Annotated in this window: 24 protein-coding genes; 20 read left to right on the top strand and 4 right to left on the bottom strand. The window is 34.0% G+C overall.

Features of this window, described 5'->3' with window-relative positions:
• Positions 1-45: 45 nt before the first annotated feature.
• Complete coding sequence (locus BN1058_RS11875) at positions 46-501, bottom strand: universal stress protein (RefSeq protein ID WP_090857847.1); 456 nt, start codon at positions 499-501, stop codon at positions 46-48.
• A gap of 278 nt (positions 502-779) precedes the next feature.
• On the opposite strand from BN1058_RS11875, the gene BN1058_RS11870 reads away from it, so the two are divergent.
• From BN1058_RS11870 to BN1058_RS11835, 8 genes are all read left to right on the top strand, one after another.
• On the top strand, positions 780-1,286 hold the full coding sequence (locus BN1058_RS11870; protein ID WP_090857844.1) for a DUF4178 domain-containing protein: 507 nt from the start codon (positions 780-782) through the stop codon (positions 1,284-1,286).
• A 21-nt stretch (positions 1,287-1,307) separates the two neighbouring features.
• A complete protein-coding gene (locus tag BN1058_RS11865; protein WP_090857839.1) occupies positions 1,308-1,976 on the top strand; it encodes a PspA/IM30 family protein in 669 nt (222 codons plus the stop codon).
• Between the two features lie 113 nt (positions 1,977-2,089).
• Entirely contained in the window at positions 2,090-2,731 is a 642-nt protein-coding gene (locus BN1058_RS11860) for a DUF4247 domain-containing protein (RefSeq protein WP_090857836.1), read from the top strand.
• A gap of 21 nt (positions 2,732-2,752) precedes the next feature.
• Positions 2,753-3,148 carry a DUF350 domain-containing protein gene (locus BN1058_RS11855; RefSeq protein WP_090857832.1) on the top strand — a complete coding sequence of 132 codons (396 nt, stop codon included), beginning with the start codon at positions 2,753-2,755 and terminating at the stop codon, positions 3,146-3,148.
• 110 nt (positions 3,149-3,258) lie between these two features.
• Positions 3,259-4,809: a polyamine aminopropyltransferase gene (locus BN1058_RS11850; RefSeq protein WP_090857829.1), complete on the top strand. Its 1,551-nt coding sequence runs from the start codon at positions 3,259-3,261 to the stop codon at positions 4,807-4,809.
• 508 nt (positions 4,810-5,317) lie between these two features.
• Entirely contained in the window at positions 5,318-5,554 is a 237-nt protein-coding gene (locus BN1058_RS11845) for a hypothetical protein (protein ID WP_090857826.1), read from the top strand.
• A 75-nt stretch (positions 5,555-5,629) separates the two neighbouring features.
• Positions 5,630-6,946 (top strand): DRTGG domain-containing protein, encoded by a 1,317-nt coding sequence (locus BN1058_RS11840; RefSeq protein ID WP_090857823.1) that lies wholly within the window; start codon positions 5,630-5,632, stop codon positions 6,944-6,946.
• 17 nt (positions 6,947-6,963) lie between these two features.
• Positions 6,964-7,908: a DHH family phosphoesterase gene (locus BN1058_RS11835; protein WP_090857820.1), complete on the top strand. Its 945-nt coding sequence runs from the start codon at positions 6,964-6,966 to the stop codon at positions 7,906-7,908.
• Positions 7,909-7,996: 88 nt separating this feature from the next.
• On the opposite strand, the gene ytrI is transcribed toward BN1058_RS11835, so the two are convergent.
• Both ytrI and BN1058_RS11825 read right to left on the bottom strand, forming a co-directional pair.
• Positions 7,997-8,500 carry a sporulation membrane protein YtrI gene (gene ytrI, locus BN1058_RS11830; RefSeq protein WP_090857817.1) on the bottom strand — a complete coding sequence of 168 codons (504 nt, stop codon included), beginning with the start codon at positions 8,498-8,500 and terminating at the stop codon, positions 7,997-7,999.
• On the bottom strand, positions 8,500-8,832 hold the full coding sequence (locus BN1058_RS11825; protein WP_090857814.1) for a sporulation membrane protein YtrH: 333 nt from the start codon (positions 8,830-8,832) through the stop codon (positions 8,500-8,502). Before BN1058_RS11825 ends, ytrI begins: the two co-directional genes overlap by 1 nt.
• Positions 8,833-9,025: 193 nt before the next feature.
• Between BN1058_RS11825 and dnaE the strand changes: the two genes are divergently transcribed.
• From dnaE to BN1058_RS11790, 7 genes are all read left to right on the top strand, one after another.
• Positions 9,026-12,358 carry a DNA polymerase III subunit alpha gene (dnaE, locus tag BN1058_RS11820; RefSeq protein ID WP_090857812.1) on the top strand — a complete coding sequence of 1,111 codons (3,333 nt, stop codon included), beginning with the start codon at positions 9,026-9,028 and terminating at the stop codon, positions 12,356-12,358.
• A gap of 214 nt (positions 12,359-12,572) precedes the next feature.
• A complete protein-coding gene (locus BN1058_RS11815; RefSeq protein WP_090857809.1) occupies positions 12,573-13,757 on the top strand; it encodes an NAD(P)-dependent malic enzyme in 1,185 nt (394 codons plus the stop codon).
• A gap of 114 nt (positions 13,758-13,871) precedes the next feature.
• Positions 13,872-14,735: an acetyl-CoA carboxylase, carboxyltransferase subunit beta gene (gene accD / locus BN1058_RS11810; RefSeq protein WP_090857806.1), complete on the top strand. Its 864-nt coding sequence runs from the start codon at positions 13,872-13,874 to the stop codon at positions 14,733-14,735.
• On the top strand, positions 14,732-15,682 hold the full coding sequence (gene accA, locus BN1058_RS11805) for an acetyl-CoA carboxylase carboxyl transferase subunit alpha (RefSeq protein ID WP_090857802.1): 951 nt from the start codon (positions 14,732-14,734) through the stop codon (positions 15,680-15,682). Before accD ends, accA begins: the two co-directional genes overlap by 4 nt.
• A gap of 232 nt (positions 15,683-15,914) precedes the next feature.
• Entirely contained in the window at positions 15,915-16,874 is a 960-nt protein-coding gene (pfkA, locus tag BN1058_RS11800; RefSeq protein ID WP_090857799.1) for a 6-phosphofructokinase, read from the top strand.
• A 60-nt stretch (positions 16,875-16,934) separates the two neighbouring features.
• Positions 16,935-18,698, top strand: a complete 1,764-nt coding sequence (gene pyk / locus BN1058_RS11795) for a pyruvate kinase (RefSeq protein ID WP_090857795.1) — start codon at positions 16,935-16,937, stop codon at positions 18,696-18,698.
• A gap of 159 nt (positions 18,699-18,857) precedes the next feature.
• Positions 18,858-19,250 carry an FxsA family protein gene (locus BN1058_RS11790; RefSeq protein WP_090857792.1) on the top strand — a complete coding sequence of 131 codons (393 nt, stop codon included), beginning with the start codon at positions 18,858-18,860 and terminating at the stop codon, positions 19,248-19,250.
• A gap of 3 nt (positions 19,251-19,253) precedes the next feature.
• On the opposite strand, the gene ytvI is transcribed toward BN1058_RS11790, so the two are convergent.
• The gene (ytvI, locus tag BN1058_RS11785; RefSeq protein ID WP_176694513.1) at positions 19,254-20,375 is read right to left on the bottom strand and encodes a sporulation integral membrane protein YtvI; all 1,122 of its coding nucleotides are present in this window, start codon (positions 20,373-20,375) and stop codon (positions 19,254-19,256) included.
• A 110-nt stretch (positions 20,376-20,485) separates the two neighbouring features.
• On the opposite strand from ytvI, the gene BN1058_RS11780 reads away from it, so the two are divergent.
• The 5 genes from BN1058_RS11780 to pnpS all read left to right on the top strand — a co-directional run bounded on the left by BN1058_RS11780 (position 20,486) and on the right by pnpS (position 25,901).
• Entirely contained in the window at positions 20,486-20,950 is a 465-nt protein-coding gene (locus BN1058_RS11780) for a DUF441 domain-containing protein (RefSeq protein ID WP_090857786.1), read from the top strand.
• Between the two features lie 173 nt (positions 20,951-21,123).
• The gene (citZ, locus tag BN1058_RS11775; RefSeq protein ID WP_090857783.1) at positions 21,124-22,242 is read left to right on the top strand and encodes a citrate synthase; all 1,119 of its coding nucleotides are present in this window, start codon (positions 21,124-21,126) and stop codon (positions 22,240-22,242) included.
• A gap of 44 nt (positions 22,243-22,286) precedes the next feature.
• Entirely contained in the window at positions 22,287-23,558 is a 1,272-nt protein-coding gene (gene icd / locus BN1058_RS11770; RefSeq protein WP_090857780.1) for an NADP-dependent isocitrate dehydrogenase, read from the top strand.
• A gap of 253 nt (positions 23,559-23,811) precedes the next feature.
• Positions 23,812-24,510, top strand: a complete 699-nt coding sequence (locus BN1058_RS11765; RefSeq protein ID WP_090857777.1) for a response regulator transcription factor — start codon at positions 23,812-23,814, stop codon at positions 24,508-24,510.
• Positions 24,507-25,901 carry a two-component system histidine kinase PnpS gene (pnpS, locus tag BN1058_RS11760; protein ID WP_090857774.1) on the top strand — a complete coding sequence of 465 codons (1,395 nt, stop codon included), beginning with the start codon at positions 24,507-24,509 and terminating at the stop codon, positions 25,899-25,901. The genes BN1058_RS11765 and pnpS overlap by 4 nt, the downstream gene beginning before the upstream one ends.
• The last annotated feature ends 39 nt before the right edge of the window (positions 25,902-25,940 follow it).

Below are 25,940 nucleotides of genomic sequence, written 5' to 3'. Positions count from 1 at the left end.
AAGGGCTTTTTTCTAGTTATGAAAAGTTATAATTGAAATCACTACTTATTCATCTTCATCTTGTTCAGAGCGTACAACTAATACATCACATGATGCATACCTTGTAATATTTTCTGAAACACTCCCAATTAAGAAACGTTCTACAGCATTTAGCCCAGTTGCACCACAGATGATTAAATCAGCATCGAATTTTTTTGCTACGTGTTTTGGAATACGAACCTTTGGTGAACCATAATCGATATGCGTTTCTGCATTGGTTACTCCTTTAGCACTTGCTTGACGTTGGTAATCTTCGAGTAATTGTGTTGCGTACGTTTCAGAGCGATTGATTAATGATTGATCATACGTTTCTGCAGTTGAAATTGTTTTTGTATCAACCACATGTGAAATAATTAACTGCGCATTATTTCGTTTAGCAATAGCAATTGCCTTTTTAAACGCCTTTTCGGAAGCTTTTGAACCGTCTACTGCGACTACAATATGTTGGTATTCAGTTGTCATAGAAAAACACTCCCTTATCATTAAGTTACTAATATTGTATCATATTTATTGATGTTATAGGCATACGCAATATTCGCTACAAACAAAACGATAAGAAATAGAATTAGAAAAGCTTCATCATTTCTAGACTTAAAGTGAGATTGCTACTAGTAAATGTTATGTCTACAATATTAATTTGTGTTAAGATAAAATAAAATCAGAAAAATTGAAGAAAAGTTGAAACTATTCGACTTTAACACGCGTACATAATACTATAAAGATTAGAGAGAGGTGCACCAATGGGAATATTCTCTAAGCTTTTTCAGAAAAAAGAGAATAAATCACTTGTGAAAGAAAGGGATCCGTTATCGATTGAAGTAGGAGATATTGTTGTTTATGATTTAGTTGACTATGAAGTGGTTGGGAAAATCACTTATAGACAAGATGCTTACGAATGGATTAGTTACCAGTTATTAGAAGGGCGAAATACGATCTGGCTGGCAGCTGAAATGGATGATGCGTTGGAATTAGGTATCTATAAAAATATTCCATTATCCGTACAAAAACCTTACCCTCAACAACTAGAACATGACGGTAAAACATTCTATTTGGATGAACAAGGCCAAGCGCGCGTAACAGGAGAGGGAAGGAGTCGTAACATCAATGGTAGAATGATTAGCTATGCTGAGTATTATGATAATGCTGAGGAGACTTTTATAAGCCTAGAAGACTGGGGAAGTGAGATAGAGGCTAGTATTGGGTATGAAATAGAAGATTATGAAATAAAAATAATTGCAGGTTCTTAATTTTAAAGGAGGAAATAAGTAATGTTCAAATTTTTTAATCGTGTAAAGACAGTAGTGGGTTCGGAATTAAATGCTATGTTGGATAAAGCAGAAGATCCAGTTAAAATGCTTGATCAATATATGAGAGATATGGAATCAGACATACGTGATGCGGAAAGTGCTGTCGCAAAACAAATTGCTAATGAAAAGATGCTAAAACGTAAATATGATGATGCGCAGTCGATGGTAGAAAAACGTCAATCACAAGCCGAAAAAGCCATTGAAGCGGGGAATGAGGATCTTGCTCGTCGTGCGTTAGAGGATAAGCAAGAGCACACACAACAAGCAGATACATTGAAAGAATCATGGGAAAGAGCAAAACAAGACTCTGATCAGCTCCGTAAAAAATTAGATGAAATGAAAAAAGAATATCAAGATATGAAATTGAAAAAGGATTCCCTTAAAGCTCGTGCGGAATCTGCAAAAACTAGAACAAAAATTAATCGTACAATGTCTTCGATTGGAAGTGATGAATCAAAACAAGGTTTCTCACGCATGGAAGAAAAAGTACTACAATATGAAGCAGAAGCGGATACAAGTGATGACATGTCAACGGAGAGTCGTTCATTAGATGATGAGTTTGAAGCACTTGAAACGAATGAAGTAGATGATGAATTAGCTGCTTTAAAGAAGAAAATGGGTAAACAATAATACGATAAATGGAAGAGTAGCCTCTGTAATCACAAGTTACAGAGGCTATCTTTATTTACTTAGATTGTAAAGTAAACTATATATTAAATAATGAAAGGAGGTTAATGATTAAGATGAAAAGATGGCTTTTATTACTTTGTCTAACTCTCCTCCCCTTACTTGTTGCGTGTGGAGAAGCGGAACCTGCATCAGTAGATGAAATTCCAGATGAAGCTTCACAAGCTCAACTAACTGAACGCTTAAACAAGGGAGTTCCTATGGATATTGAAAGTCTTTTAGCTGACGTTTTCTATAAATTAGACACAGTAGTAAGTGATTCCGCAGAAGCAAACATTTATGCAACCAGACAATTTACATTAGATGAGTTAGTGGATGAAGTTGCTAGTGCCATGCCACCGAAAGAAATAAGTGAAAAATATAATAATCAGCAAATGTTAATTTACCCTAATCATTTTGTTACTTTTAAACAAAGTGAGGAAGAGGATCAAGTGATATTAATGGAAGTAGCACCAGATAGGTTTGTTCGAAATAATTATTCTCCTAACTATTTAAATCATTTCTTTGCTTTTGCTATGTTAAATCGAATGTTATCCGCAGATAATTGGGCTGAGAATAAACGTAACACTTGTTCTGCAGGTAGCTGTTATGGTGGATATACAACCGGAACAAAATCATTTGGTGGTGATGTCGTAACAAATCGAACTAATCGAGGTATGTTTTCAACTAGAGGTGGAGGACCAAGTGCAGGTAAATAATAAAAAGGAGGAATTTATAAAATGAATGCTTTTATTGCAACATTTATATATTTTTTATTGGCAATTATTGTTGTATTAATAGGGCTAGTGATTTTTGAATGGATTACAACCAAATATAAAGACTGGGACGAAATAGCTAAAGGCAATCAAGCAGTAGCTTTATCAATTGCAGGCAAAATTATAGGTATTTGTATCATATTATCTTTTGCTATTTACCATAGCATTACTGTCTGGGAAACTGTTGTATGGGGTGGATATGGTGTAACCTTACAGATGATTGCTTATCTACTATTTGAACTCTTTACGCATAAGTTCTCCGTACAAGAAAAAGTCAAGCAGAATAATATTGCAGTAGGGATTATTTCATTTGCAGTATCACTAGGGTTAGCTTTTGTGATTGGTGCATCAATTACATAATAAAGGCTAAGGGTTTATAGAAGGTCTGGCTATGCAGTCAGGTCTTCTTTTTTGAAATGTGTGAATCTGTAATTTTAGTTAGTAATATGACATGTTTGATGGAGTGAGATATCTTGAATCAATTAGCAGTTCGACAAAGTCACTTTATTTATTGGGCATCTGGAATTGTTTCCATATGTGGAATTATCTTCGAGGTTTTATTTGGAGCTTTAGGTTCTTATATACTTGGCGATGGTGTAAAACAATACACACTGACTATTTCACTATTTTTAACTGGAATGGGTATTGGAGCAAGTGTTAGTGAAAAAGTATTAAAAAATTTGATTGTAGCTTTTGTTTATATCGAATTTTTAGTTGCTTTACTTGGTGGTTTTTCTAGTTTTTTTATGTTTGGAATTACTGCTTTTTCACCAGCAGGAACAGACGCATTGTTTTTATATATTATTACATTATCGATAGGTGCTCTTACAGGTGTAGAATTACCTATATTAATTAGAAAAGCAAATGAAATAGGTGTGTCTCTTAATCGTAGTACAGCAAGAGTCTTATTCTCAGATTACGCAGGTGGGCTAGTTGGAGGACTTTTATTCGCTTTCTTATTACGACCACAATTAGGGATGGTTAAAACTGCATTCTTAGTTGGATGTATTAATTTAACTGTCGCAATCATTGTATTATTTCTCTTTCGAAAAGAGATAAAACATTTTGCTATTCATTTGGTTGTTGGAATAATCATTGGGATTTTGTTAATACTTGGTTTGCTTTTTGGGGAAGAAATGGCCTTTTCATTTGAACAAAAATTATATAAAGACCCGATTATTCATATGGAGGAGAGTAAATATCAGAAAATTGTCATGACACAAAATAACGACGATGTTAGGTTGTATTTAAATGGTGGCTTACAATTAAGTTCGATTGATGAACATCGTTATCATGAAACGCTTGTTCATCCGGTAATGGAACAGGCAGCATCTATTAATGATGTATTAATACTAGGTGGTGGTGATGGAATTGCTGCAAAAGAAGTACTGAAATATGACGATGTTGATTCTATCACATTGGTAGATCTAGATCCTGCCGTTGTTGATTTAGCAAAGACAAATGAAAAGCTATTACAATTAAATCAACACGCTCTTGACAATGAAAAAGTAACGATTATGCATAAGGACGCTTATAACTTTTTAGAAACTACAAATCGCATTTTTGATGTCATTATTATCGATTTACCTGATCCAAATGATGAAAGCTTAAATAAACTTTATACAAAAGAATTTTATGCATTAGCACGAAATCACATGTCCTTAAATGGTGCAATGATGGTCCAAGCAACAAGTCCTTATTTTGCCCCTGAGGTATATTGGACTATTTCAGAGACGATAACATCGAATAACTTGAAAGTAGAAAACCTTCATGTGGATATACCTAGTTTTGGAAATTGGGGATTTGTTTTAGCTAGTAGAAATTCCATACATTTAGATCGTTTAACAGTAAACGTAGATACAGAATTTCTAAGTACAGGATTACTTCCATCTCTAGGTCAATTCGGGAAAGATATTGATAAAGAAATCGAACGCAATGGAGAAAAAGTTGTGATAGAGCCTAATACATTGATAGACCCTCGACTAATTCAAATATATGAACGCTCTTGGAAGTACTACTAAATACACGAAAACAAAATAAAGAGCTTGGGACAAAACTAAATAGTGATTATCAAAAAACGAACCTTAATTCTGAATAAACGAATTAAGGTTCGTTAATTTAAGTGGAATTAATGATTAGCTGTGGAAATATGCGACACTCCTCGAAAATAAAAAGCAATTTTCTTCGTGCGATGTATCGCTGCCGAAGCGTTCCTTGTCCTGCGGGAACAGCACGAGCTGAAGATCCACTACTTTTATTTAAAGGAATGTTAGACTAAGATCGTCACGTCCTGTGACAACGTCTAACTGACCCACTTCATGTGGCCCCGAAGCCGTGCCTGCTGAAAGGGAGCTTATTTCCACAGCGGTGTTCGTTTTGTTGCATATAATTAATTGTTCGTGTTTAAAAAAGAGAAATGTTGTTTTGTCCCAGCCTCTTTATTTTGTTTTTTTAATCTACATGTGTCAAACATGTTTGCTTACAGCATCGCATAAACTTATCATAAAACAAGCATGAGGGAGGATAACAATGAAACAAGTAAAACAGTATGCCTGGTTACGTCTATTGTTAGCAGCATTTTTAATGTATATGGCTTTTCCGTCAATGGAAGCACAAGCAAATAGTACAGCTCATCTATTTTGGTTTAGTTGGCTAGGATTTTTCTTATTAGTGATTGGAGCTAATTTAGCAATTGTATTAAGAATTGATCATCATTCACAGCATGCTACATCAGAAATTAATGTGCCAAAAAGAATGAAAAATTGATACGAACGTTACTTAGCTGTATAATAACACTAAGAAGAATGATATTAGTACAGATAGAAAGAATGGTGAAAAACCTTGGCTACAAAGCACGAACAAATTCTATTATTTATTGAATCACTCAAGGTAGGAAATAAAATTTCAGTAAGACAAATCGCTAAAGAATTAAATGTTAGTGAAGGAACAGCCTATCGAGCAATTAAACAAGCAGAAAATCAAGGGTTAGTAAGCACAATTGAACGTGTTGGCACCATTCGAATTGAACAAAAAAAGAAAGAAAATTTCGAGCATCTTACTTTTGCAGAAATTGTTGGAATCGTTGATGGCCAAGTATTAGGTGGTAGAGAGGGATTATACAAAACATTACATAAGTTTATTATCGGTGCAATGAAATTAGATGCTATGATGCGCTATACCGAAAAAGATTCATTATTAATTGTTGGTAACCGTGTAGAAGCGCATGAATTGGCTATTAATGAAGGAGCTGCTGTATTAATTACTGGTGGATTTGATACAGATGATCATGTAAAACGATTAGCAGATGAAAAGAAACTACCTATTATTTCAACTAGTTATGATACATTTACAGTAGCTACAATGATTAACCGTGCAATTTATGATCAATTAATTAAAAAAGAAATTGTATTAGTTGGTGATATTTTTACATCGTATGACAGTACACATTATTTATCTGGTAAGGATCCGTTAGAAACTTGGTATCAATTAAATGAACGTACAACCCATAGCAGATATCCTGTTATTGATGATCAAAATCGGGTGATTGGTATTGTAACTTCAAAAGATATCATAGGTAAACAACGTCACTTGACGATTGACAAGGTAATGACAAGGAATCCAATGACTGTATTAAAAGAAACTTCCTTAGCTTATGCAGCGCATATGATGGTGTGGGAAGGAATAGAAATTATGCCAGTAGTAGATAATCATAATAAACTACTTGGTCTTATCTCAAGACAAGATGTATTAAAAGCATTACAGCATGTTCAAAGACAACCACAAGTTGGAGAAACAATTGACGATATTGTCACCAGTAGACTAACCGTTGCATCTGATGATCCACAAGCAATGGCTTTTCGTTTGGATGTTACGCCACAAATGACCAATGCATTAGGAACACTTTCTTATGGTGTACTTGTTTCCTTTGTAACGGAAGCGGGTAGTCGCATGGTTAGACAATTGAAAAAGGGAGATCTTGTTGTAGAAAACATTTCTGTTTATTTTATCAAACCAGTTCAAATAGATAGCACGTTAGAGATACGTCCACGCTTATTAGAAATTGGACGAAAGTCTGCTAAGATAGATATTGAAGTATATAATGAAAAAGATATTGTAGGAAAAGCTATTTTAATTGCGCAGTTAATTGATCGTTACTAATATAAAGAGGTGAAGGAATGAACTACAAAGAAGCAATTATTAATAAAATAAAAAAATATAATCGAATTATTATTCATCGTCATGTTCGTCCAGATCCAGATGCTTACGGTTCTCAAGTTGGACTAGCTGAAATTCTTCGGTCAAGCTTTCCGGAAAAAGAAGTATTTGTAGTAGGAGATGATGATCTTGGTTTGTCCTTTTTGGCAACCATGGATGAAGTAACAGATGATAAATACACACAAGCGTTAGTCATTGTTTGTGACACAGCTAATAAAGCAAGGATTGCAGACCATCGGTTTGACACTGCAAAAGAAATAATAAAAATTGATCATCACCCTGAAGTTGATGTTTATGGTGATATTTCATGGATTGATACAACTGCTAGTTCAACAAGTGAAATGATTTATGAATTATTTAAAGCTGAAGCAAGTCAAGGGTTAAACATGCCAGATAATGCAGCAAAACTATTATACGGTGGCATTATTGGTGATACAGGAAGGTTTTTATTTCCTAGTACAACACAGAAAACATTTCAATACGCAGCGGAACTAGCAAGTTATAATTTTGATCGTTCACAATTATATAATGATTTGTATAAAACATCAGTCAATATTGCTCGCTTGAAAGGATATATTTTACAACACTTTACTGTGACATCACATGGTGTTAGTGCCATTAAAATCACAAAAGAAATTTTACAAAAATATCATTTAACATCAGAACAAACAAGTAGTATCGTTGGTATTCTAGGAGATATTGAAGGGATTAAAGCTTGGGTTATTTTTGTGGAAGAAGATGATTTAATTCGCGTACGGTTGCGTTCAAAAGGCCCAGTAATTAATGAAATTGCAGCGAAGTTTAATGGTGGTGGTCATCCATTGGCATCAGGGGCAACCATTTATGCGTGGGAAGACAGTGAAAAGGTAATAGATGAATTAGAAAAAGCATGTCAAAACACTTGATATGAAATTTTAGCTAAAGATAATGTGCATCGTAAAAGCTTGATTTATGTCAAACTTTTACGATGTTAGGTCTGACAGTTTAGAGTAATTAATTAGCAATGGTTAGCTTAATATGAGCTTCTAACTTCTCTGTAACAAATAAATGTTGAACTTTTGCTTGGTAGGAAAAATCATGAATTTCATATGTTTTATTTTCAATTGTACGAATGAGGAAAGAATAATTTTCTGACAAATCGTCTACTTCTTTTCCAATTACTTCATTTATTTCTTTTTTTATCACTTCTTCAAATTCTCGAATAATTAGACGGTCTAAATTCAATTGTTTTTGATTGGATATATTTATTTCGATAGATGATACGGTTGCTTTCTGTTGATAACGTTGATCTAATTCTTTGTTACTTTCCTCTAAAGCTTTATAGTTTGATTTTATTTCTTGTAACTGCGCACGAAGTTCTAGATTTTCTTCTACCCAACCTTCGTATAGTTGTCCATACATATAAACAAAAACAAAAAAAGCAATAATAGCGCCCGCGAAGGTACCAGCCAAGAAGCGTTGCCAACTCTCACGTTTGTAATATGGTGGGATATGCATTAATCTATCTCCTCTTGAATGAACCATTCAATGACAAGGAGGGCGGTTTGTACACCACCCATTGCAGTGATGATAATAATAATTTGCTTTAGCATATCTATTGTTGATCCCTCAAATATTCCTTTCTCAAAATTAGATATGGCATCGAATGTTCCACCGATCGCTGCAACAATAGCCCATATACGTAAGCTTTTTGCAATTCTCCCCATTAGTGTAAGAGGAGGTTCACCAGTTGCAAATGCCCCAATACTACCAATGAATGCTCCACCGATCACTACGCCAAGGGCGATGAAGTAACATTGAATCATGGATGCTAGAAAACGCTCTTCCATTATGTTTAACCCCTTTATTTGAAAAAATAATGTGGCAAGTATAAACTAAAATCAATATATATTTTTTATCTAATCCATGTTGTAATATAATATATGAAATCTGTGGACAACGTATGTTATTGATTTTTAAGTAATTGTTGAATCAACTACAATAATAGATATAAAGTGTGCACAACGGAAAGAAGGGAATACATTGGCATTTTCTCACTTATTTGTACGAAGTGGTTATAGTTTTATGAAAAGTACAGTGAAATTACCACAATTAATAGAAAAAGCAAAAAAATATGATATGCATGCTGTTGCATTAACGGATGAAATGGTAATGTATGGAGCTGTTCATTTTTATCAACTTGCTAAGCAAGCAGGGATAAAGCCAATTTTAGGAATGATTGTTTATGTGAGAGAAGAAAATGGTGAGACTACTTCCTGTGTTACACTAGCCCGAAACAATCAAGGATATAAAAATTTACTGAAGCTTAGTTCATGGTTGCAACTAGAAGAAAAGCAATCGATAACATTAGAAGAGTTACGATATTTTATAAACGATATGTTTATTATTCTACCTATGGAAAATACACATATTACTAAAATGTTAGAAACAAAGGATCAAACATCCATAATGATGTATGTAAATCGGTGGAATCACACATTGCATACTAACGTGTATATTGGTATTCAAAGAAGTGAACGAACGTATTTCCCTATTTTACAGCAAGTTCTCGGAGATTTACCCAATCAAGCTGTTGCCATTAATGATGTGCGCTATTTAGAAGAGGATGATTACCCAGCTTACACCTGTCTACGAGCAATGGATAAGGGTTCAGCTTGGTCTGATCACCAAGATTTTACAACGACAAAGCAATATTTTTGCTCTAAAGAAGAAATGGAAACATGGTTTCAAGATTGGCCTCACGTTGTTAGGGGAACAGAGGAGATAGTTGAGCGGTGTAATGTTTCATTACCATTAAATGATCCATCATTACCAAAGTATCCCGTTGAGGAAGGTCAATCTGCAAGTAGCTTATTAAGAATATTATGTGAAGAAGCACTTCTAACAAAATACCCAAATGCAAGTCAAATAGTAAAAGACCGTGTCAATCATGAATTAAGCGTGATCGAAACAATGCAATTTAGTGATTACTTTTTGATTGTTTGGGATTTTATTGCATATGCAAAAAATAACGGAATTATGGTTGGACCGGGACGTGGATCAGCGTCAGGATCAATTGTTGCCTATTTATTAAATATAACAGAAATTGATCCAATTAAATATAACTTGCTCTTTGAAAGGTTCTTAAACCCAGAGCGTATTTCGATGCCTGATATTGATGTTGATTTTTCTGATCATCGACGTGATGAGGTAATAGCGTATGTTCGTCATAAATATGGCGATGATCATGTAGCACAAATTGGTACATTCGGCACCTTTGCTACGCGTTCCATCATTAGAGAATTGGCAAAAACAATGGAGATTTCAGTTGAAGATACTTCTTTTATTTTAAATGAAATACCCAAACAAAGTGTTCATTCCATCACGCAGAGTGTAAAGGCATCTTCCAATTTAATGAATTATATTAAAGAAACTCCTAAGCTACAACAATTGTTTAGAGTAGCAACCAAATTAGAAGGTTTACCGCGACATTTATCTACTCATGCTGCTGGTTTAATCATTAGTAATGAACATTTAGTTAATAGAGTTGCGTTAACAAAGGGACATGAGGGAACTTGTCTTACACAATTTGCAATGAATGATGTAGAAGCAGTTGGTTTGTTAAAGATGGATTTTCTAGGATTACGCAATCTTACATTGATTGAACGAATCACCCAATCCATTGAAAAGTTTGAAAACAAACAAATTGATTTAAAAGAATTACCATTAAATGATGCTAAAACACTTGATTTGTTGCGACGCGCCCAAACAAATGGTGTGTTTCAATTAGAATCACAAGGAATGCAACAAGTACTTCGCGAGCTTCAACCAACAGAATTTGAAGATATTGTTGCGGTTAATGCCCTTTATCGTCCAGGACCTATGGAATTTATATCAACTTATATTAATCGTAAACATGGAAAAGAAAAGCTTGACTATTTACATGCTGACTTACAACCTATTTTAGCACCAACTTATGGTGTATTAGTCTACCAAGAACAAATTATGCAAATTGCCAATCAATTAGCCGGTTTTTCACTTGGACAAGCAGATATTTTGCGTCGAGCAGTAAGTAAAAAGAACAAGAATGAAATGAAACAATTAGAACATTCTTTTTTAGCTGGTTGTAAAAAGAATGGATACAATCAAACTATTGCAACAAATATCTTTGATTGGATTGTCAGATTTTCAAATTATGGTTTTAACCGAAGTCACGCTGTTGCTTATAGTAAGATTTCTTATCAGTTAGCGTATTTAAAAGCACATTATCCATCGTATTTTTTTGCGGAAATTTTGAGTAGTGTAACCGGTCAACAGGATAAAATAAGGATATATATAAATGAAGCAAAAACGATGGGCATAAATTTGTTGCCTCCTTCTATTAATAAAAGTATTGGTAAATTTAATGTCAAAGATAATCATATACGAGTTGGTTTATGGGCAATAAAGGGTATTGGACATCAAGTTGTAAAAGAAATTGTACAAGTAAGAAAGTCTAAACCATTTAGTAGCTTGTTTGATTTTTGTATGCGAGTCTCTTTGAAAATTATCAATCGTAACGTATTAGAATCACTTATTTTGGTTGGCGCTTTTGATGATTTACTAGATGATCGAGCGTCATTATTAGCCACAATAGATCAAGCATTGGAACAAGCGGAGCTTTTTAACGAATTCGCTGATCAATCATCATTCTTTCAAAATGAATTAGAATTAGATGTTGATTATGTTACAGTAGAGCCATTTACAACGATTCAACAATTAAATGCTGAAAAGGAATTATTAGGTGTATATATTTCTAATCATCCTCTTTTAGCTTATAGAGAACAATTACGTAGTCAGGGATATATTCCTTTATCAAAAGTAAAAGATTTAATAGGTAAAAATAACAGAAAATTAGTCGCGGTAGTTCAAAAGATAAAAGTAATACGAACTAAAAGAGGAGATCAAATGGCGTTTTTAACCATTTCTGATGAGACATATGAATTAGATGCGGTAATATTTCCAGATCAATTTCGCCAAGTGAGAAGATGGTTGAAAGAAGAAAGTTTTATAGATATAACTGGTAAAGTTGAATTACGTAACTATAAAACACAAGTAATCGTTACTACCTTACAACCGTTTGATTTTAAAACAATTAGAAAACAAGAAACGTCAAGAATATATATAAAAGTTAACTATCAAGATGAAAATCATGCTTTAGGAGAATTACAAAGGTTAGCAGATTTATATCCGGGTGGGACTGAAGTAATGATATATCACGCTTCTGAAGGTCAAACTTATCAGCTAGATTCAAAATACAACTTAGAAATAGAAAGAAATTGTTTATCGGTATTATATAAAATATTCGGACGAGAGAATGTAGTAGTAAAAAAATAAAAAGTAAAAGGTGTTACAAGCTAGAACTTTACAGCCGTATTCGATCTGCTATAATAGAATAGTTATTGATCAGACCAATGTTTTTCACAAAGTAGAAAATATAAATTTAAGATAGATAGCTCGGAGCGCCTGTTCCTTTTAGTCCTAAATCTTAGGGGCAGAACCAACGCTCTGCGCTTTTATAAAAATTATTCTTTAAAAGGGGAGCACAGGTATGCCTACGTTAAAAGATCAAGCTTTAGAAATGCACCATAATTGCAAAGGTAAATTATCGGTTCAATCGAAAGTCAGAATGAATAACCAAGATGACTTAAGTTTGGCCTATTCACCAGGAGTAGCAGAACCATGCAAAAAAATTGCCGAGAATCAAGAATTAGCCTATACCTATACAATGAAATCAAATATGGTTGCAGTAATAACTGATGGTTCAGCCGTTTTAGGTTTAGGAAATATAGGCTCACAAGCTGCCTTGCCAGTGATGGAGGGTAAAGCAATTCTATTTAAAAACTTTGCCAACGTGGATGCTTTTCCTATTTGTCTTGATACACAAAACGTAGATGAAATTATACAAGCAGTTAAATTAATGGCTCCTACATTTGGAGGGGTCAACCTCGAAGATATTGCCGCTCCGAATTGTTTTTATATTGAACAATCATTAAAAAAAGCTTTAGATATTCCGGTATTTCATGATGATCAGCATGGTACAGCAATTGTGACTGTTGCCGGTTTATTTAATGCTCTTCGCTTAGTTAATAAAAGCTTTGATACTATAAAAGTTGTAGTAAATGGAGCTGGAGCCGCAGGAGTTGCTATTGTTAAGTTACTTCATTATTTTGGAGTTAAGGATATTATTTTATGTGATTCAAAAGGTGCAATTTATCAAGGAAGAAAAGAAGGGATGAATCCTATTAAAGAAGAAATTGCTACCTACACCAATCGAACGAATCAAACGGGTGATCTAGCACAAGTCATGGAAGGATCAGATGTATTTATTGGTGTGTCACTTGGTAATCTTGTATCAGAAACCATGATACAATCAATGTGTGAGCAACCAATTGTGTTTGCAATGGCAAATCCTGATCCAGAAATAAGTCCAGAAGCAGCTAAAAAGGCAGGGGCATTTATTGTAGGTACAGGTCGATCTGATTATCCTAACCAAGTAAATAATGTTCTAGCATTTCCAGGGATATTTAGAGGTGCACTTGATGTACAGGCATCAGATATTAATGAAGAAATGAAAGTAGCAGCCGTGAAAGCTATTGCTACATTAATTAATGAGGAAGATTTACATCCTGATTATGTTATCCCAAATCCATTTGACGCACGTGTTTCTACGACAGTTGCTGGAGCGGTAGCGTCTGCTGCGATCGAAACTGGTGTAGCAAGAAAACATAAATAAATATCTTACATGAATCATAAATAAAAACACGTCTAAGCATGAATGATATAAAGTTATTGAAGGCTTATATGAAGAGATTTTTTAGCCAATTTGTTGAAATAGGAGGAATTATCCTTGCTAATTAAAAATTTTTTTACAAAAAAGAAGAAATATGCATCCATTCCAAGTGAGAAAGCTAAACAAGAAATTCCACAAGGTTTAATGCAAAAATGTGAAAGTTGCCAAAAAATTTTTTATGTTAAAGAATGGACCAAAAATTTAAATGTTTGTCCAGAATGTGGTTATCACCATAAATTACCTGCATATGAACGTATTAATAGTTTAATGGATGAGGGTACGTTTGAAGAATGGGATAAGGATGTAACTTCAAAAAATTTATTGGATTTTCCTGGTTATGAAAAAAAGTTAGAAAAAGATAAAAAAAATTCAGATCTTCCTGAAGCGGTTATTACAGGTGAAGGAAAAATGAATGGTTGTCGAACTGCTATTGCGGTAATGGATGCCCGTTTTAGAATGGGGAGCATGGGCTCTGTAGTAGGAGACAAAATTGCAAAAGCAATTGAACGAGCAAGAGAATTACACATCCCAATCATCCTCTTTACTGCATCAGGTGGGGCAAGAATGCAAGAGGGTATGATTAGTTTAATGCAAATGGCAAAAACATCCATTGCTGTTGAACGATTTAATCAGGCCGGTGGATGTATGATTGTAGTAATGACAAATCCAACAACCGGTGGTGTTTCTGCTAGTTTTGCATCCATAGGTGACTATCACTTTGCGGAACCAGGTGCATTAATAGGTTTTGCAGGAAGAAGAATCATAGAACAAACGATACGTGAGAAATTGCCAAAGGATTTCCAAACAGCGGAATTTCAACTTGAACATGGTCAGATAGATAAAGTAGTACCTAGAAACGAGTTAAAACAAGTACTGTCCGTTGTTTTAGATCTTCATCAAGTTAGGGGCGATCAAGTTTGAAGCAAGTATTAGAATTTGAAAAACCAATTGTAGAACTTAGAGAAAAAATTAGTGAATTGAAAAAATTAACTAAAGGTAGCGAAATTGATTTGTCTAATGAAATAAAAACATTAGAAAAGAGATTAGAGAAATTAGAATCGGACATATATAGTAATTTAAATCCTTGGGAGAGAGTTCAAATTGCAAGACATGTTAATCGTCCTACAACATTAGATTATGTAGACAATATCTTCACCGATTTTATTGAGCTACATGGTGATCGTTTATTTGGTGATGATGCTTCAATTGTAACCGGGATAGCTAAGTTTCATGATAAACCAGTAACTATAATTGGGCATCAAAGAGGAAAAAATACGAAAGACAATATCTTTAGAAATTTTGGTAGTCCTCATCCTGAAGGTTATCGTAAAGCGTTGAGACAAATGAAATTAGCAGAAAAATTTAATCGTCCAATTATTACTTTTATTGATACAAAGGGTGCACATCCTGGTAAAGCAGCAGAGGAGAGGGGACAAGGCGAAGCTATTGCTCGTAATTTAATGGAAATGGGATCGTTAAACGTACCAATTATATCTATTGTTATTGGCGAAGGTGGTAGTGGTGGAGCATTGGCGATCGGTGTAGCAGATCACCTTCACATGCTAGAAAACTCCACCTATTCTGTTATTTCTCCAGAAGGTGCTGCAAGTATCCTATGGAAAGATTCTAAGTATGCACAGAAGGCTGCTGAATCTTTAAAGATTACTGCATCAGATTTAAAAAAGCTACAAATAATTGATCAGATTATCTCTGAGCCAAGAGGCGGCGCACATCAAAATGTGAAAATGCAAGCTGAAAAAATTGATCAACAACTTAAACAATCTTTAAATGAACTTGAACAATTAACGAAAGATGAATTAATTCAAAAAAGGTGGGAAAAATATAAGAAAATTGGTTCATATGAATAATAAGTAAAGAAGCGCTAATAATTTCCCTTATTCGATATTGATTAAATTTTTCATGGTAATGTCTATTTTTGAATAATTAATGAAAATCGAATGAAAAAGCAACAAATTGTCATATTTAGGGGTGAGATTATTTGCGCTTTCATGTATAATCTAAAATGGAATCAATGAATATTATATTTATAATAATAAGCTCCAGGTTTTTAACAGAATTATTTTAGCTGAGGTGATTAAAATGAAAAGAATTGGGATTTTAACTAGCGGAGGTGACGCTCCAGGAATGAATGCAGCTATTCGTGCTGTTGTGCGAAAAGCGATTTTTCATGAAATGGAGGTTTACGGAATCTATAATGGTTACCAGGGATTAATGGAAGGTAACATTCAAAAATTAGAAATTGGTTCTGTTGGTGATATTATACAACGAGGGGGCACGATACTATACTCCGCACGCTCTGAACAGTTCAAAACAGAAGAAGGACAGCAAATAGCAATTGAACAATTAAATAAATTTGGTATTGAGGGTTTAATTGTAATTGGAGGGGATGGTTCTTTTCAAGGTGCTGTGAAGTTAACTGAAAAAGGATATCCTTGTATTGGTGTGCCTGGTACAATAGATAATGATATTACTGGTACTGATTTCACGATTGGATTTGACACGGCATTAAATACAATTATCGATGCTATTGACAAGATTCGAGATACGGCAACATCGCATGAACGTACATATGTTATAGAGGTTATGGGGAGAGATGCTGGTGATTTAGCACTTTGGGCTGGCTTAGCTGATGGTGCAGAGAGTATTTTAATACCAGAAAAACCTCATGACTTTGATATGGTCATTGATCGGTTGAAAAAAGGACAAGAGCGTGGCAAGAAGCATAGTATTATCGTACTTGCTGAAGGGGTAGGCAACGGAATGGACCTCGGTACTAAAATTCAAGAAGCAACAGCCATGGAAACCAGGGTAACGGTATTAGGACATATTCAACGTGGTGGTAGACCTACAGGTTTTGACCGTGTCTTAGCAAGTCGCTTAGGTGCAAAAGCAGTCGATTTACTACTTGAAGGAAAAGCTGGACGTATGGTCGGGATTCAAAATAATCAATTAATCGATCATGATATTATGCATATACTTACAGGTGAACATGAAGTTGACATGGACATGGTTAATTTAGCAAATCAATTATCTATTTAAATAGTTAATGATAAAGTAAGTTTTTAAAAGGTTCAATATCTTGAAGGAGGAAATTTAGCAATGAGAAGAACAAAAATTGTATGTACAATTGGTCCAGCTTCAGAATCAGTGGACAAGCTAGTTCAATTAATTGAAGCTGGAATGAATGTAGCAAGACTTAATTTTTCCCATGGGGATTTTGATGAACATGGTCAACGAATAAAAAATATTCGTGAGGCTTCAGAAAAAACGGGTAAAACTGTTGCAATTCTTTTGGATACAAAAGGTCCAGAAATTAGAACTGGGGTAATGAAAGACGGGCAAGTGGAAATTATTAAAGGTAATAATATAAATGTATCTATGGACGACACTGTACTTGGTACATCAGAAAAGTTTGCTGTTACTTACCCTGAATTAATTAATGATGTACATCAAGGATCAAAAATATTATTAGATGACGGGCTGATTGAATTAGAAGTGGAAGAAATTCTTACTGACAAAAACGAACTAAAAACAAAAGCCTTGAACTCAGGAATATTGAAGAATAAAAAAGGTGTTAACGTACCGAATGTAAGTGTTAACTTGCCAGGTATTACAGAGAAAGATGCTGCAGATATCAAATTTGGTATTGAACAAGAGGTAGATTTTATTGCTGCTTCTTTTGTTCGTCGTGCGTCTGATGTATTAGAAATTAAAGAATTATTAGATGAAAATAATGCATCATCTATTCATATTATTCCAAAAATTGAAAACCAAGAAGGTGTTGACAACTTAGAAGCTATTCTTCAAGTTAGTGATGGTTTAATGGTTGCGCGTGGTGATTTAGGTGTCGAAATTCCTCCTGAAGATGTACCACTAGTTCAAAAAGAAATGATTCATAAATGTAATATTGCTGGTAAGCCAGTAATTACTGCGACACAAATGTTAGATTCTATGCAACGTAATCCAAGACCGACACGAGCAGAAGCTTCTGATGTTGCAAATGCAATTTTTGACGGTACAGATGCCATTATGCTATCCGGTGAAACAGCAGCTGGTGATTACCCAGTAGAAGCAGTACAAACAATGAGTAATATTGCTATGAAAGCAGAAACAGGCATCGATCATAAAACAATATTAGATAATTTGTCAAAATTTAGTGAAATTACGATTACAGATGCCATTAGTCAATCTGTTAATCACTCCGCAATGAACTTGAATGTTGATGCTATTTTAACACCAACTGTTAGTGGCCATACTGCGCGAATGATTTCAAAATATCGTCCAGAAGCACCAATTGTTGCTTTAACATTTGATGAACGAGTAAGCCGCCGTCTTTCACTTGTTTGGGGTGTGCAAACCATTAATGGTCAATTAGCTTACTCTACAGATGACGTGCTAGATCATGCGATTCAAAGAGGACTATCAACTGGCCATTTCAAACGTGGCGATCGTGTGATTATTACAGCCGGCGTTCCAGTTGGTGAAAGTGGTACAACAAATCTTATGAAAATACATGTGATTGGTGATGTACTTACTGACGGACAAGGTGTGGGGAAAGGAAGTTGCTTTGGAAAAGTGGCATTAGTTAAAAATGCTGATGAAGCAAAGCAAAAGGTAGCTAAAGGTGACATTTTAGTTACTTATGGCACAGATAAGGACATGATGCCAGCGCTTGAAAAAGCGAGCGGAATTATCACTGAAGAAGGTGGCTTAACATCACATGCTGCTTTAGTAGGTTTAGATTTAGGTATTCCTGTCATTGTAGGTGTTAAAAAAGCAATGAATATTTTAGAAGACGGTTCAGAAATTACGATTGATGCGAAAAAAGGCGATATTTATGAGGGACATGCCAGCATATTGTAAAAATATCATTGTTTAATTATTTTTTATTAAAGAAATAAGACTATGACTGAACTTTTAAAAAGATGAAGTGATTACTAGGTAATTTATTATTCAGTTGCTAATTGGAGTTGTCTCTATGACAACTCCTTTTAACCATCTGTTCAAAAAGGGGAGAGCATAATGTTTCGTTGGTTATTTTTACTGATTATTATTGTACCAGCATTGGAAATTGGCATTTTTGTATGGGCTGGTAATATAATTGGTGCTTGGTGGGTTATTTTTTTCATTATATTAACTGGAGTTTTTGGAGCATACCTTGCAAAACGAGAAGGATTACAAACCCTACGACTTGCCCAAAGAGAAATGAGTTATGGTCGGCTCCCTGCTGAACAAATCTTTGATGGTATCTGTATTTTAATTGGTGCTGTTGTCCTCTTAACACCAGGTTTTATTACTGATACCATTGGTTTTTTATTGTTATTACCCACCACAAGAAAACCATTAAAACATTTGTTACAACAGATGTTACAATCAATGCTTAACAAAGGGACAATTACAATTTTTAGAAGGTAATAATTATTTAAAATTACCATACTTGATATAATGCCCTACTGCCTTAATTAAGCCTGATTGATATAGTACTTGAAGCAAAATAGTGAATAATGGGGCGATCAAGATTCCTAACATTCCAAATATTTTATAGGAAACAAAAGTTACCATTAACACAAGCAAAGGGTTAACACCAATATGCGTAGCCATTAATTTTGGCTCTGTTATTTGCCTCTGTAAAACAACGATCCCATACAGTATAGCCAATTGAATCGTTAACGTATAATCTCCAACTAAAAAAAGATAACCAATCCATGGGATGAAAAATATACCAGTTCCTAAGTAAGGAATAAAGTCTACTAGTCCGATTAATAGCGCTAATGTAAAAGCAAAGTCCACCCCAATTATTGTAAATCCAAAATAAATAATGGATGTAGAAATCAATACCAATAGTATTTGTGCTTTAAAGTAACCAAAGATGGCTTTCTTACTAGTTAAACCTATGGATAAGGAAAAATCTTTAAAAAATGAAGGTACATGTAATTCATAAATTTTTTGTAGCTTGTACCATTCTTTACAAATAAAAAATGTTCCAAGCAATATAAAAATACAAATAGAAAAAAAAGTAGGGATGGTTTGGATCATTTTTATTAAGCTAGTAAAGATGTTTTCAATCAAGCTTGTACTTGCTTGAGTAAACTGTTGTAAAGACTGTTGTAATTGATTGATTATTGCTTGCTGTTGCGTTTGCTCTAATGCATCAAATTGATTGATGATGTTATGGTAAAAAGGAATCAAGTGATTCTCTAGTTGTAACTGTATGAATTGTGATACGGTTTGTATGTGTTCAGGTATATGTTTGGACAAATATTTGAATGCTTGAACCGACTCAATCGTACTAAAAATCAATAGTAATGTAACAAGTATGGAAATACCAACTAATACAATCAAACATGCAAAGCCACGAGAGACTGGTAACATTTCTTCGACAAAATGAATAGGCTTTATAAGCAGAGTAGCTAATAAGAAAGCAATCAGAAATGGATAAATATAAATGATAGAGAAATAAATGATAATAAACGACATGCAAAAAATCACAACAACATTTAACGAACGTAATAATCGTTTAACTGTAGGTTCAGACAGCATATATATCGCTCCAAAATTAGTATCTATAGTAAAGATATTTTCCATTTGGACGAAATATGTGATAATATAAAAATTAATCGCCGTTTAAATGAAAACTTGGAGGCGTGTGCATGTTTAATCAATCAACTGTGTTTTTATTAATTTTATTTGCGCTAGGCTATATTGGAAAAAACCAATCAATTATGATTGCAGTCTATATTCTGTTAGGAATTCAATTGTTTAAGATGGATGATAAATTGTTTCCATACATACAAGACAAGGGAATGCTCTGGGGAGTAACGATTATTACTGTAGCTGTCCTTGTTCCAATCGCTAATGGCGATATTGGCTTTAGTGATCTTTTCTCGAGTATTAAATCTTACTATGGTTGGATTGCATTAGGAGCCGGCATGTTTGTTGCTATTGTGGCTAGGGGTGGACTAGATTTATTAGCAAATGATCCACATTTAACTACAGCCCTAGTAATGGGAACAATTCTAGCAGTCGTTTTTTTTCAGGGAGTTGCAGTAGGCCCATTAATAGGAGCAGGCATTGCTTATATGGTTATGCGTGTTGTTGATTTTATAATTTCTTAACAACTATTTAAGAGATAAAACATTTTACATTTCGGTTATATTTTTAGTTGTGTCTATATAGCTTATGGGGGAATTTTGAACTATAAGACTTTTTTAAATAGGTCGAATATTTACAAAATATCGAGATAATGACATTAAAGAACGGAAATGTGAAAATAAAGGAGAGGAATGCAATGTCAACTACCAAGGGACTAGAAGGAGTCATTGCGACGGAATCATCAATTAGTTCAATAATTGATGACCAACTAACATATGTTGGTTATCAAATTGATGATCTAGTAAAACATTCTAGTTTTGAGGAAGTTATCTATTTACTGTGGCACAAAAAACTTCCAACACAAACTGAATTAAGTACATTTAAACAATCAATTGCATCTAGTATGGAAATTCCTAATGAGATTATTCAACATTTTTATATGTATGATCTTTCTACTGTACATCCCATGGCTGCATTACGTTCAGCAATATCTTTACTTGGTTTATATGATCCCGAAGTGGAAAAGATGAATCATGATACTAATATTCGTAAAGCAATTCGATTACAAGCGAAAATTTCAACAATTATTGCAGCATTTTCGAGAATAAGAAATGGACAAGAACCAATTACACCTAAAAAAGATTATAGCTATGCTGCTAATTTTTTATATATGCTTCGTGGTAAAGACGCCGATGAATTAGAAATAGAAGCGTTTAATAAAGCTTTAATTCTACATGCAGATCATGAATTAAATGCTTCTACCTTTACCGCTCGCGTATGCGTAGCAACTCTATCTGATCTTTATTCAGGGATTACTGCTGCAATTGGTGCTTTAAAAGGCCCACTCCATGGAGGAGCAAATGAACAAGTAATGCGTATGCTAACTGAAATTAGTGAAGTAGATCGTGCAATACCTTATATTGAAGAAAAACTAAACAAGAAAGAAAAAATAATGGGAATGGGCCACAGAGTTTATCGAACGGGTGATCCAAGGGCGAAGTATTTAAAAGAAATGTCTAAACAGTTAACTGAAAAAACTGGCCAATCTAAATGGTATGAGATGTCTGTCAAAATTGAATCATATATAAGAGAGAAAAAAGGTTTGCCAGCTAATGTAGATTTTTATTCTGCATCTGTTTATCATTGTCTTGAGATTCCTCATGACTTGTTTACACCAATATTTGCGATGAGTCGTACGTCTGGATGGTTAGCGCATATTTTAGAACAATATGAAAATAATCGTTTAATTCGTCCGCGCGCAGAGTATGTTGGTCCAATTTTCCAACCATTTATTTCTTTGGAAGAACGTCAATAGACGATATAATACATGAATTATTATATTTAAGGGGGAAATAAAAAATGACGCAAGGTGAAAAAATCACAGTAACAAATGGTGTTGTTCAAACACCTAATAATGCAATTATTCCATACATTGAAGGAGATGGAACTGGCCCAGATATTTGGGCGGCAGCTAGTAAAGTAATCGAAGCAGCAGTAGAAAAAGCTTATAATGGTACCAAATCTATTGTTTGGAAAGAGGTTTATGCTGGACAAAAGGCTTTTGATAAAACAGGAGAATGGTTACCAGAAGAAACTCTAGAAACCATTAGAGAGTATAAGATTGCAATTAAAGGACCTTTGACAACACCGATCGGTGGTGGAATTCGTTCATTAAATGTAGCACTCCGTCAACAATTAGACCTATTTACCTGTCTTCGTCCTGTTCGTTATTTTGATGGTGTGCCGTCACCAGTGAAACGTCCAGAAGATACAAACATGGTTATTTTCCGTGAAAATACCGAAGATATCTATGCAGGAATTGAATGGCAAAAAGGTTCAGATGATGTTAAGAAAGTTATTGACTTTTTACAAAATGAAATGGGTGTAACTAACATTCGTTTTCCTGAAACATCTGGTATCGGTGTGAAACCAGTCTCTGAAGAAGGAACAAACCGTCTTGTTCGAGCAGCGATTGAGTATGCAATTAAAGAAGGTAGAAAAAGTGTAACACTGGTACACAAGGGAAACATTATGAAGTTTACAGAAGGATCCTTTAAAAATTGGGGCTATGCATTGGCTGAAGCTGAATACGGAGATAAAGTATTCACTTGGGCTGAGTATGACCAAATTGTTGAAAAAGAGGGTCGTGAAGCTGCTGATAAAGCACAGGCAGCTGCTGAAGAAGCTGGTAAAATTATCATTAAAGATGCAATTGCGGATATTTTCTTACAACAAATTTTAACAAGACCTAAAGAATTTGATGTTGTAGCTACAATGAACCTAAATGGAGATTATATTTCTGATGCACTAGCTGCTCAGGTTGGTGGAATTGGTATTGCTCCAGGGGCAAATATTAATTATGAAACAGGACATGCTATTTTTGAAGCAACACATGGTACTGCACCCAAATATGCTGGACTAGATAAAGTAAATCCTTCTTCTGTCATCCTTTCTGGTGTATTAATGCTTGAACATCTTGGTTGGAGAGAAGCGGCTGATTTAATTACAAAAGCAATGGACAAGACCATTGGTTCAAAGGTAGTAACTTATGACTTTGCTCGTATGATGGAAAATGCAACTGAAGTGAAAACTTCTGCATTCGGCCAAGCATTGATCGATAATATGGATTAACATAAAAAGCTGTTGCATGGGTAGAATGAACCCATGTAACAGCTTTTTTATCTTAATTTATTATTATATCAGGATGAAAAATTGGAAAATATAATAAAATAATTTTTAAATATGAATACAATGTTAATTTTGTAAAGATTTTTTTACAATAATAATAGCTAATTTATACCATAACTGTATTCACTTTATCTATGCTTCATTGTATGATGAAAAGAAGAAAGTAAGATAGAAATGAAATGGGGGCATAAAATAGATGGATCAACGTGTATTAATTGTAGATGATGAAGATTCAATTGTAACATTATTACAATATAATCTTGAAAAAGCAGGATTTCAGACAGATACAGCTTTTACCGGAAAAGAAGGACTGGAAAAAGCTGTATCAAATGAGTTTGATATTATTGTCCTTGATTTGATGCTTCCTGAACTAGATGGTACAGAAGTATGTAAACAGCTGCGACAAAAGCAAATAGATACACCAATTTTAATGTTAACAGCAAAGGATGATGAATTTGATAAAATCCTTGGACTTGAGCTAGGGGCGGATGATTACTTAACAAAACCATTTAGTCCAAAAGAAGTGGTGGCACGTATTAAAGCAATTTTACGTCGAACAAATAAACAAGAAAAAGATAATCAATCACAGGTTATAAAAATAGCAGAATTAACCATCTACCCCGAACAGTATGAAGCGCTTATTAGAGAAGAATTATTATCTTTTACTAGAAAAGAATTTGAATTATTGTTATATCTAGCGAAACATAAAGGGAAAGTATTGTCTCGTGATCAGTTGTTAAGTGCTGTATGGAATTATGATTTTGTAGGAGATACCCGTATCGTTGATGTACATGTTAGTCACTTAAGAGATAAAATAGAACCCGATACAAAGAACCCTGTCTATATAAAAACAATTCGTGGTCTTGGATACAAAATGGAGAATCCTTCATCATGAAACCATCAACAACAAAACTTTTTTTAACCTATGCATTCGTAGTAGCACTCATATTGTTTGGGATCGGCTTTATTCTCATGCCATTAGCTATTAATAATGAAAAAATGATAGTGATCCTTACACTCATTGGTGGGTTTATTATTTTTTTAATTATGATCCATCAAATTATTGATCGATATATTAAACCTGTGCAATCTGCTGCTACAGTTGCTGAAGAACTGGCAGGAGGAAACTATAAAGTTCGAGCATATGAATCTTACTATGGAGATATAGCTAACTTAAGTAATGCATTAAATATATTGGCAAGAAATCTGCAAGAGATGAAAATTCAAGAAAAAATCCAGGGGAATCAATTACGGACAGTCATTGATAACATGGAAAGCGGTGTTATGCTAATTGACGAACGTGGATATGTTCACTTAGTCAATAGAAAATTTCTTTCATTGTTTGGTCAATCAAAAAAGGATTATGTTGGTTTTTTATATTATAGTGTTTTTAAACAAAAGCCTATCCATAAAGTAGTACAAGAAGCATTTTTGTATGAAAAAAAGGTAAAAAATGCTTTTACAATAGAAATGGATATTGAAAAAAGATACATAGAAATAGTAGGAGCACCTATCTTTAATGAATTTAAAACATTAAAGGGAGCCGTATTAGTATTTCATGATATTACAGATTTAAAAAGATTAGAGCAAACCAGAAAAGACTTTGTTGCAAATGTGTCACATGAATTAAAAACACCAATTACATCAATAAAAGGGTTCGCAGAAACATTATTAGATGAGAATTTAAGTAATGTTGCCGTTCAAGAAAAATTTTTAAAAATTATCTATAAAGAGAGTGACAGGATCCAATCTTTAGTTCATGATTTATTAGAGTTATCAAAATTAGAAAAAGATGAAATGCAATTACAGTATCAACGTATACAAATTTCTGAAAAGATAAATCAAGAAATTATACCGATTATTCAACATCAAGCCGATAAAAAAATGATTCATTTTAATGTTGAGATTAAAGAGCAGTTAGAAATTGAGGGAGATCTTGATCGACTGAAACAAGTTTTGATTAACATACTCAATAACGCGATTAATTATACCGCTAAAGGTGGGTCCATTGATTTTAAAGTAAAGCAAGAAAATAACTATCTTGTTATTACCGTAAAAGATAATGGAATAGGTATCCCAGAAGATAAAATTAATAGAATTTTTGAAAGGTTTTATCGTGTGGATAAGGCGAGGAGCCGAAACACAGGTGGGACTGGACTGGGGCTTGCGATTGTGAAGCATATAGTGGAGGCTCATAAAGGAACAATAAATGTAACTAGTGAACTTGACAGTGGAACAACCTTTACTATTACTCTTCCTAAAATAAAACCTTTTAAAGATAAGTAAAGCTCTGTCATAGAGTTTTGCTTTCTTTTATTTGAAACT

This window comes from Paraliobacillus sp. PM-2 (genome assembly GCF_001368815.1).
Lineage (GTDB): Bacteria > Bacillota > Bacilli > Bacillales > Amphibacillaceae > Paraliobacillus.
The sequence above is the reverse complement of the archived record's forward strand: the minus strand, read 5'-3'. Positions and strand labels throughout refer to the sequence as shown.

Excerpts from the sequence above, each read along its gene's own strand:
- BN1058_RS11875 (WP_090857847.1), bottom strand. The coding sequence starts at position 501 with ATGACAACTGAATACCAACATATTGTAGTCGCAGTAGACGGTTCAAAA.
- BN1058_RS11870 (WP_090857844.1), top strand. The coding sequence starts at position 780 with ATGGGAATATTCTCTAAGCTTTTTCAGAAAAAAGAGAATAAATCACTT.
- BN1058_RS11865 (WP_090857839.1), top strand. The coding sequence starts at position 1,308 with ATGTTCAAATTTTTTAATCGTGTAAAGACAGTAGTGGGTTCGGAATTA.
- BN1058_RS11860 (WP_090857836.1), top strand. The coding sequence starts at position 2,090 with ATGAAAAGATGGCTTTTATTACTTTGTCTAACTCTCCTCCCCTTACTT.
- BN1058_RS11855 (WP_090857832.1), top strand. The coding sequence starts at position 2,753 with ATGAATGCTTTTATTGCAACATTTATATATTTTTTATTGGCAATTATT.
- BN1058_RS11845 (WP_090857826.1), top strand. The coding sequence starts at position 5,318 with ATGAAACAAGTAAAACAGTATGCCTGGTTACGTCTATTGTTAGCAGCA.
- BN1058_RS11835 (WP_090857820.1), top strand. The coding sequence starts at position 6,964 with ATGAACTACAAAGAAGCAATTATTAATAAAATAAAAAAATATAATCGA.
- ytrI (WP_090857817.1), bottom strand. The coding sequence starts at position 8,500 with ATGCATATCCCACCATATTACAAACGTGAGAGTTGGCAACGCTTCTTG.
- BN1058_RS11825 (WP_090857814.1), bottom strand. The coding sequence starts at position 8,832 with ATGGAAGAGCGTTTTCTAGCATCCATGATTCAATGTTACTTCATCGCC.
- BN1058_RS11815 (WP_090857809.1), top strand. The coding sequence starts at position 12,573 with ATGCCTACGTTAAAAGATCAAGCTTTAGAAATGCACCATAATTGCAAA.
- pfkA (WP_090857799.1), top strand. The coding sequence starts at position 15,915 with ATGAAAAGAATTGGGATTTTAACTAGCGGAGGTGACGCTCCAGGAATG.
- pyk (WP_090857795.1), top strand. The coding sequence starts at position 16,935 with ATGAGAAGAACAAAAATTGTATGTACAATTGGTCCAGCTTCAGAATCA.
- BN1058_RS11790 (WP_090857792.1), top strand. The coding sequence starts at position 18,858 with ATGTTTCGTTGGTTATTTTTACTGATTATTATTGTACCAGCATTGGAA.
- ytvI (WP_176694513.1), bottom strand. The coding sequence starts at position 20,375 with ATGCTGTCTGAACCTACAGTTAAACGATTATTACGTTCGTTAAATGTT.
- BN1058_RS11780 (WP_090857786.1), top strand. The coding sequence starts at position 20,486 with ATGTTTAATCAATCAACTGTGTTTTTATTAATTTTATTTGCGCTAGGC.
- citZ (WP_090857783.1), top strand. The coding sequence starts at position 21,124 with ATGTCAACTACCAAGGGACTAGAAGGAGTCATTGCGACGGAATCATCA.
- icd (WP_090857780.1), top strand. The coding sequence starts at position 22,287 with ATGACGCAAGGTGAAAAAATCACAGTAACAAATGGTGTTGTTCAAACA.
- BN1058_RS11765 (WP_090857777.1), top strand. The coding sequence starts at position 23,812 with ATGGATCAACGTGTATTAATTGTAGATGATGAAGATTCAATTGTAACA.
- pnpS (WP_090857774.1), top strand. The coding sequence starts at position 24,507 with ATGAAACCATCAACAACAAAACTTTTTTTAACCTATGCATTCGTAGTA.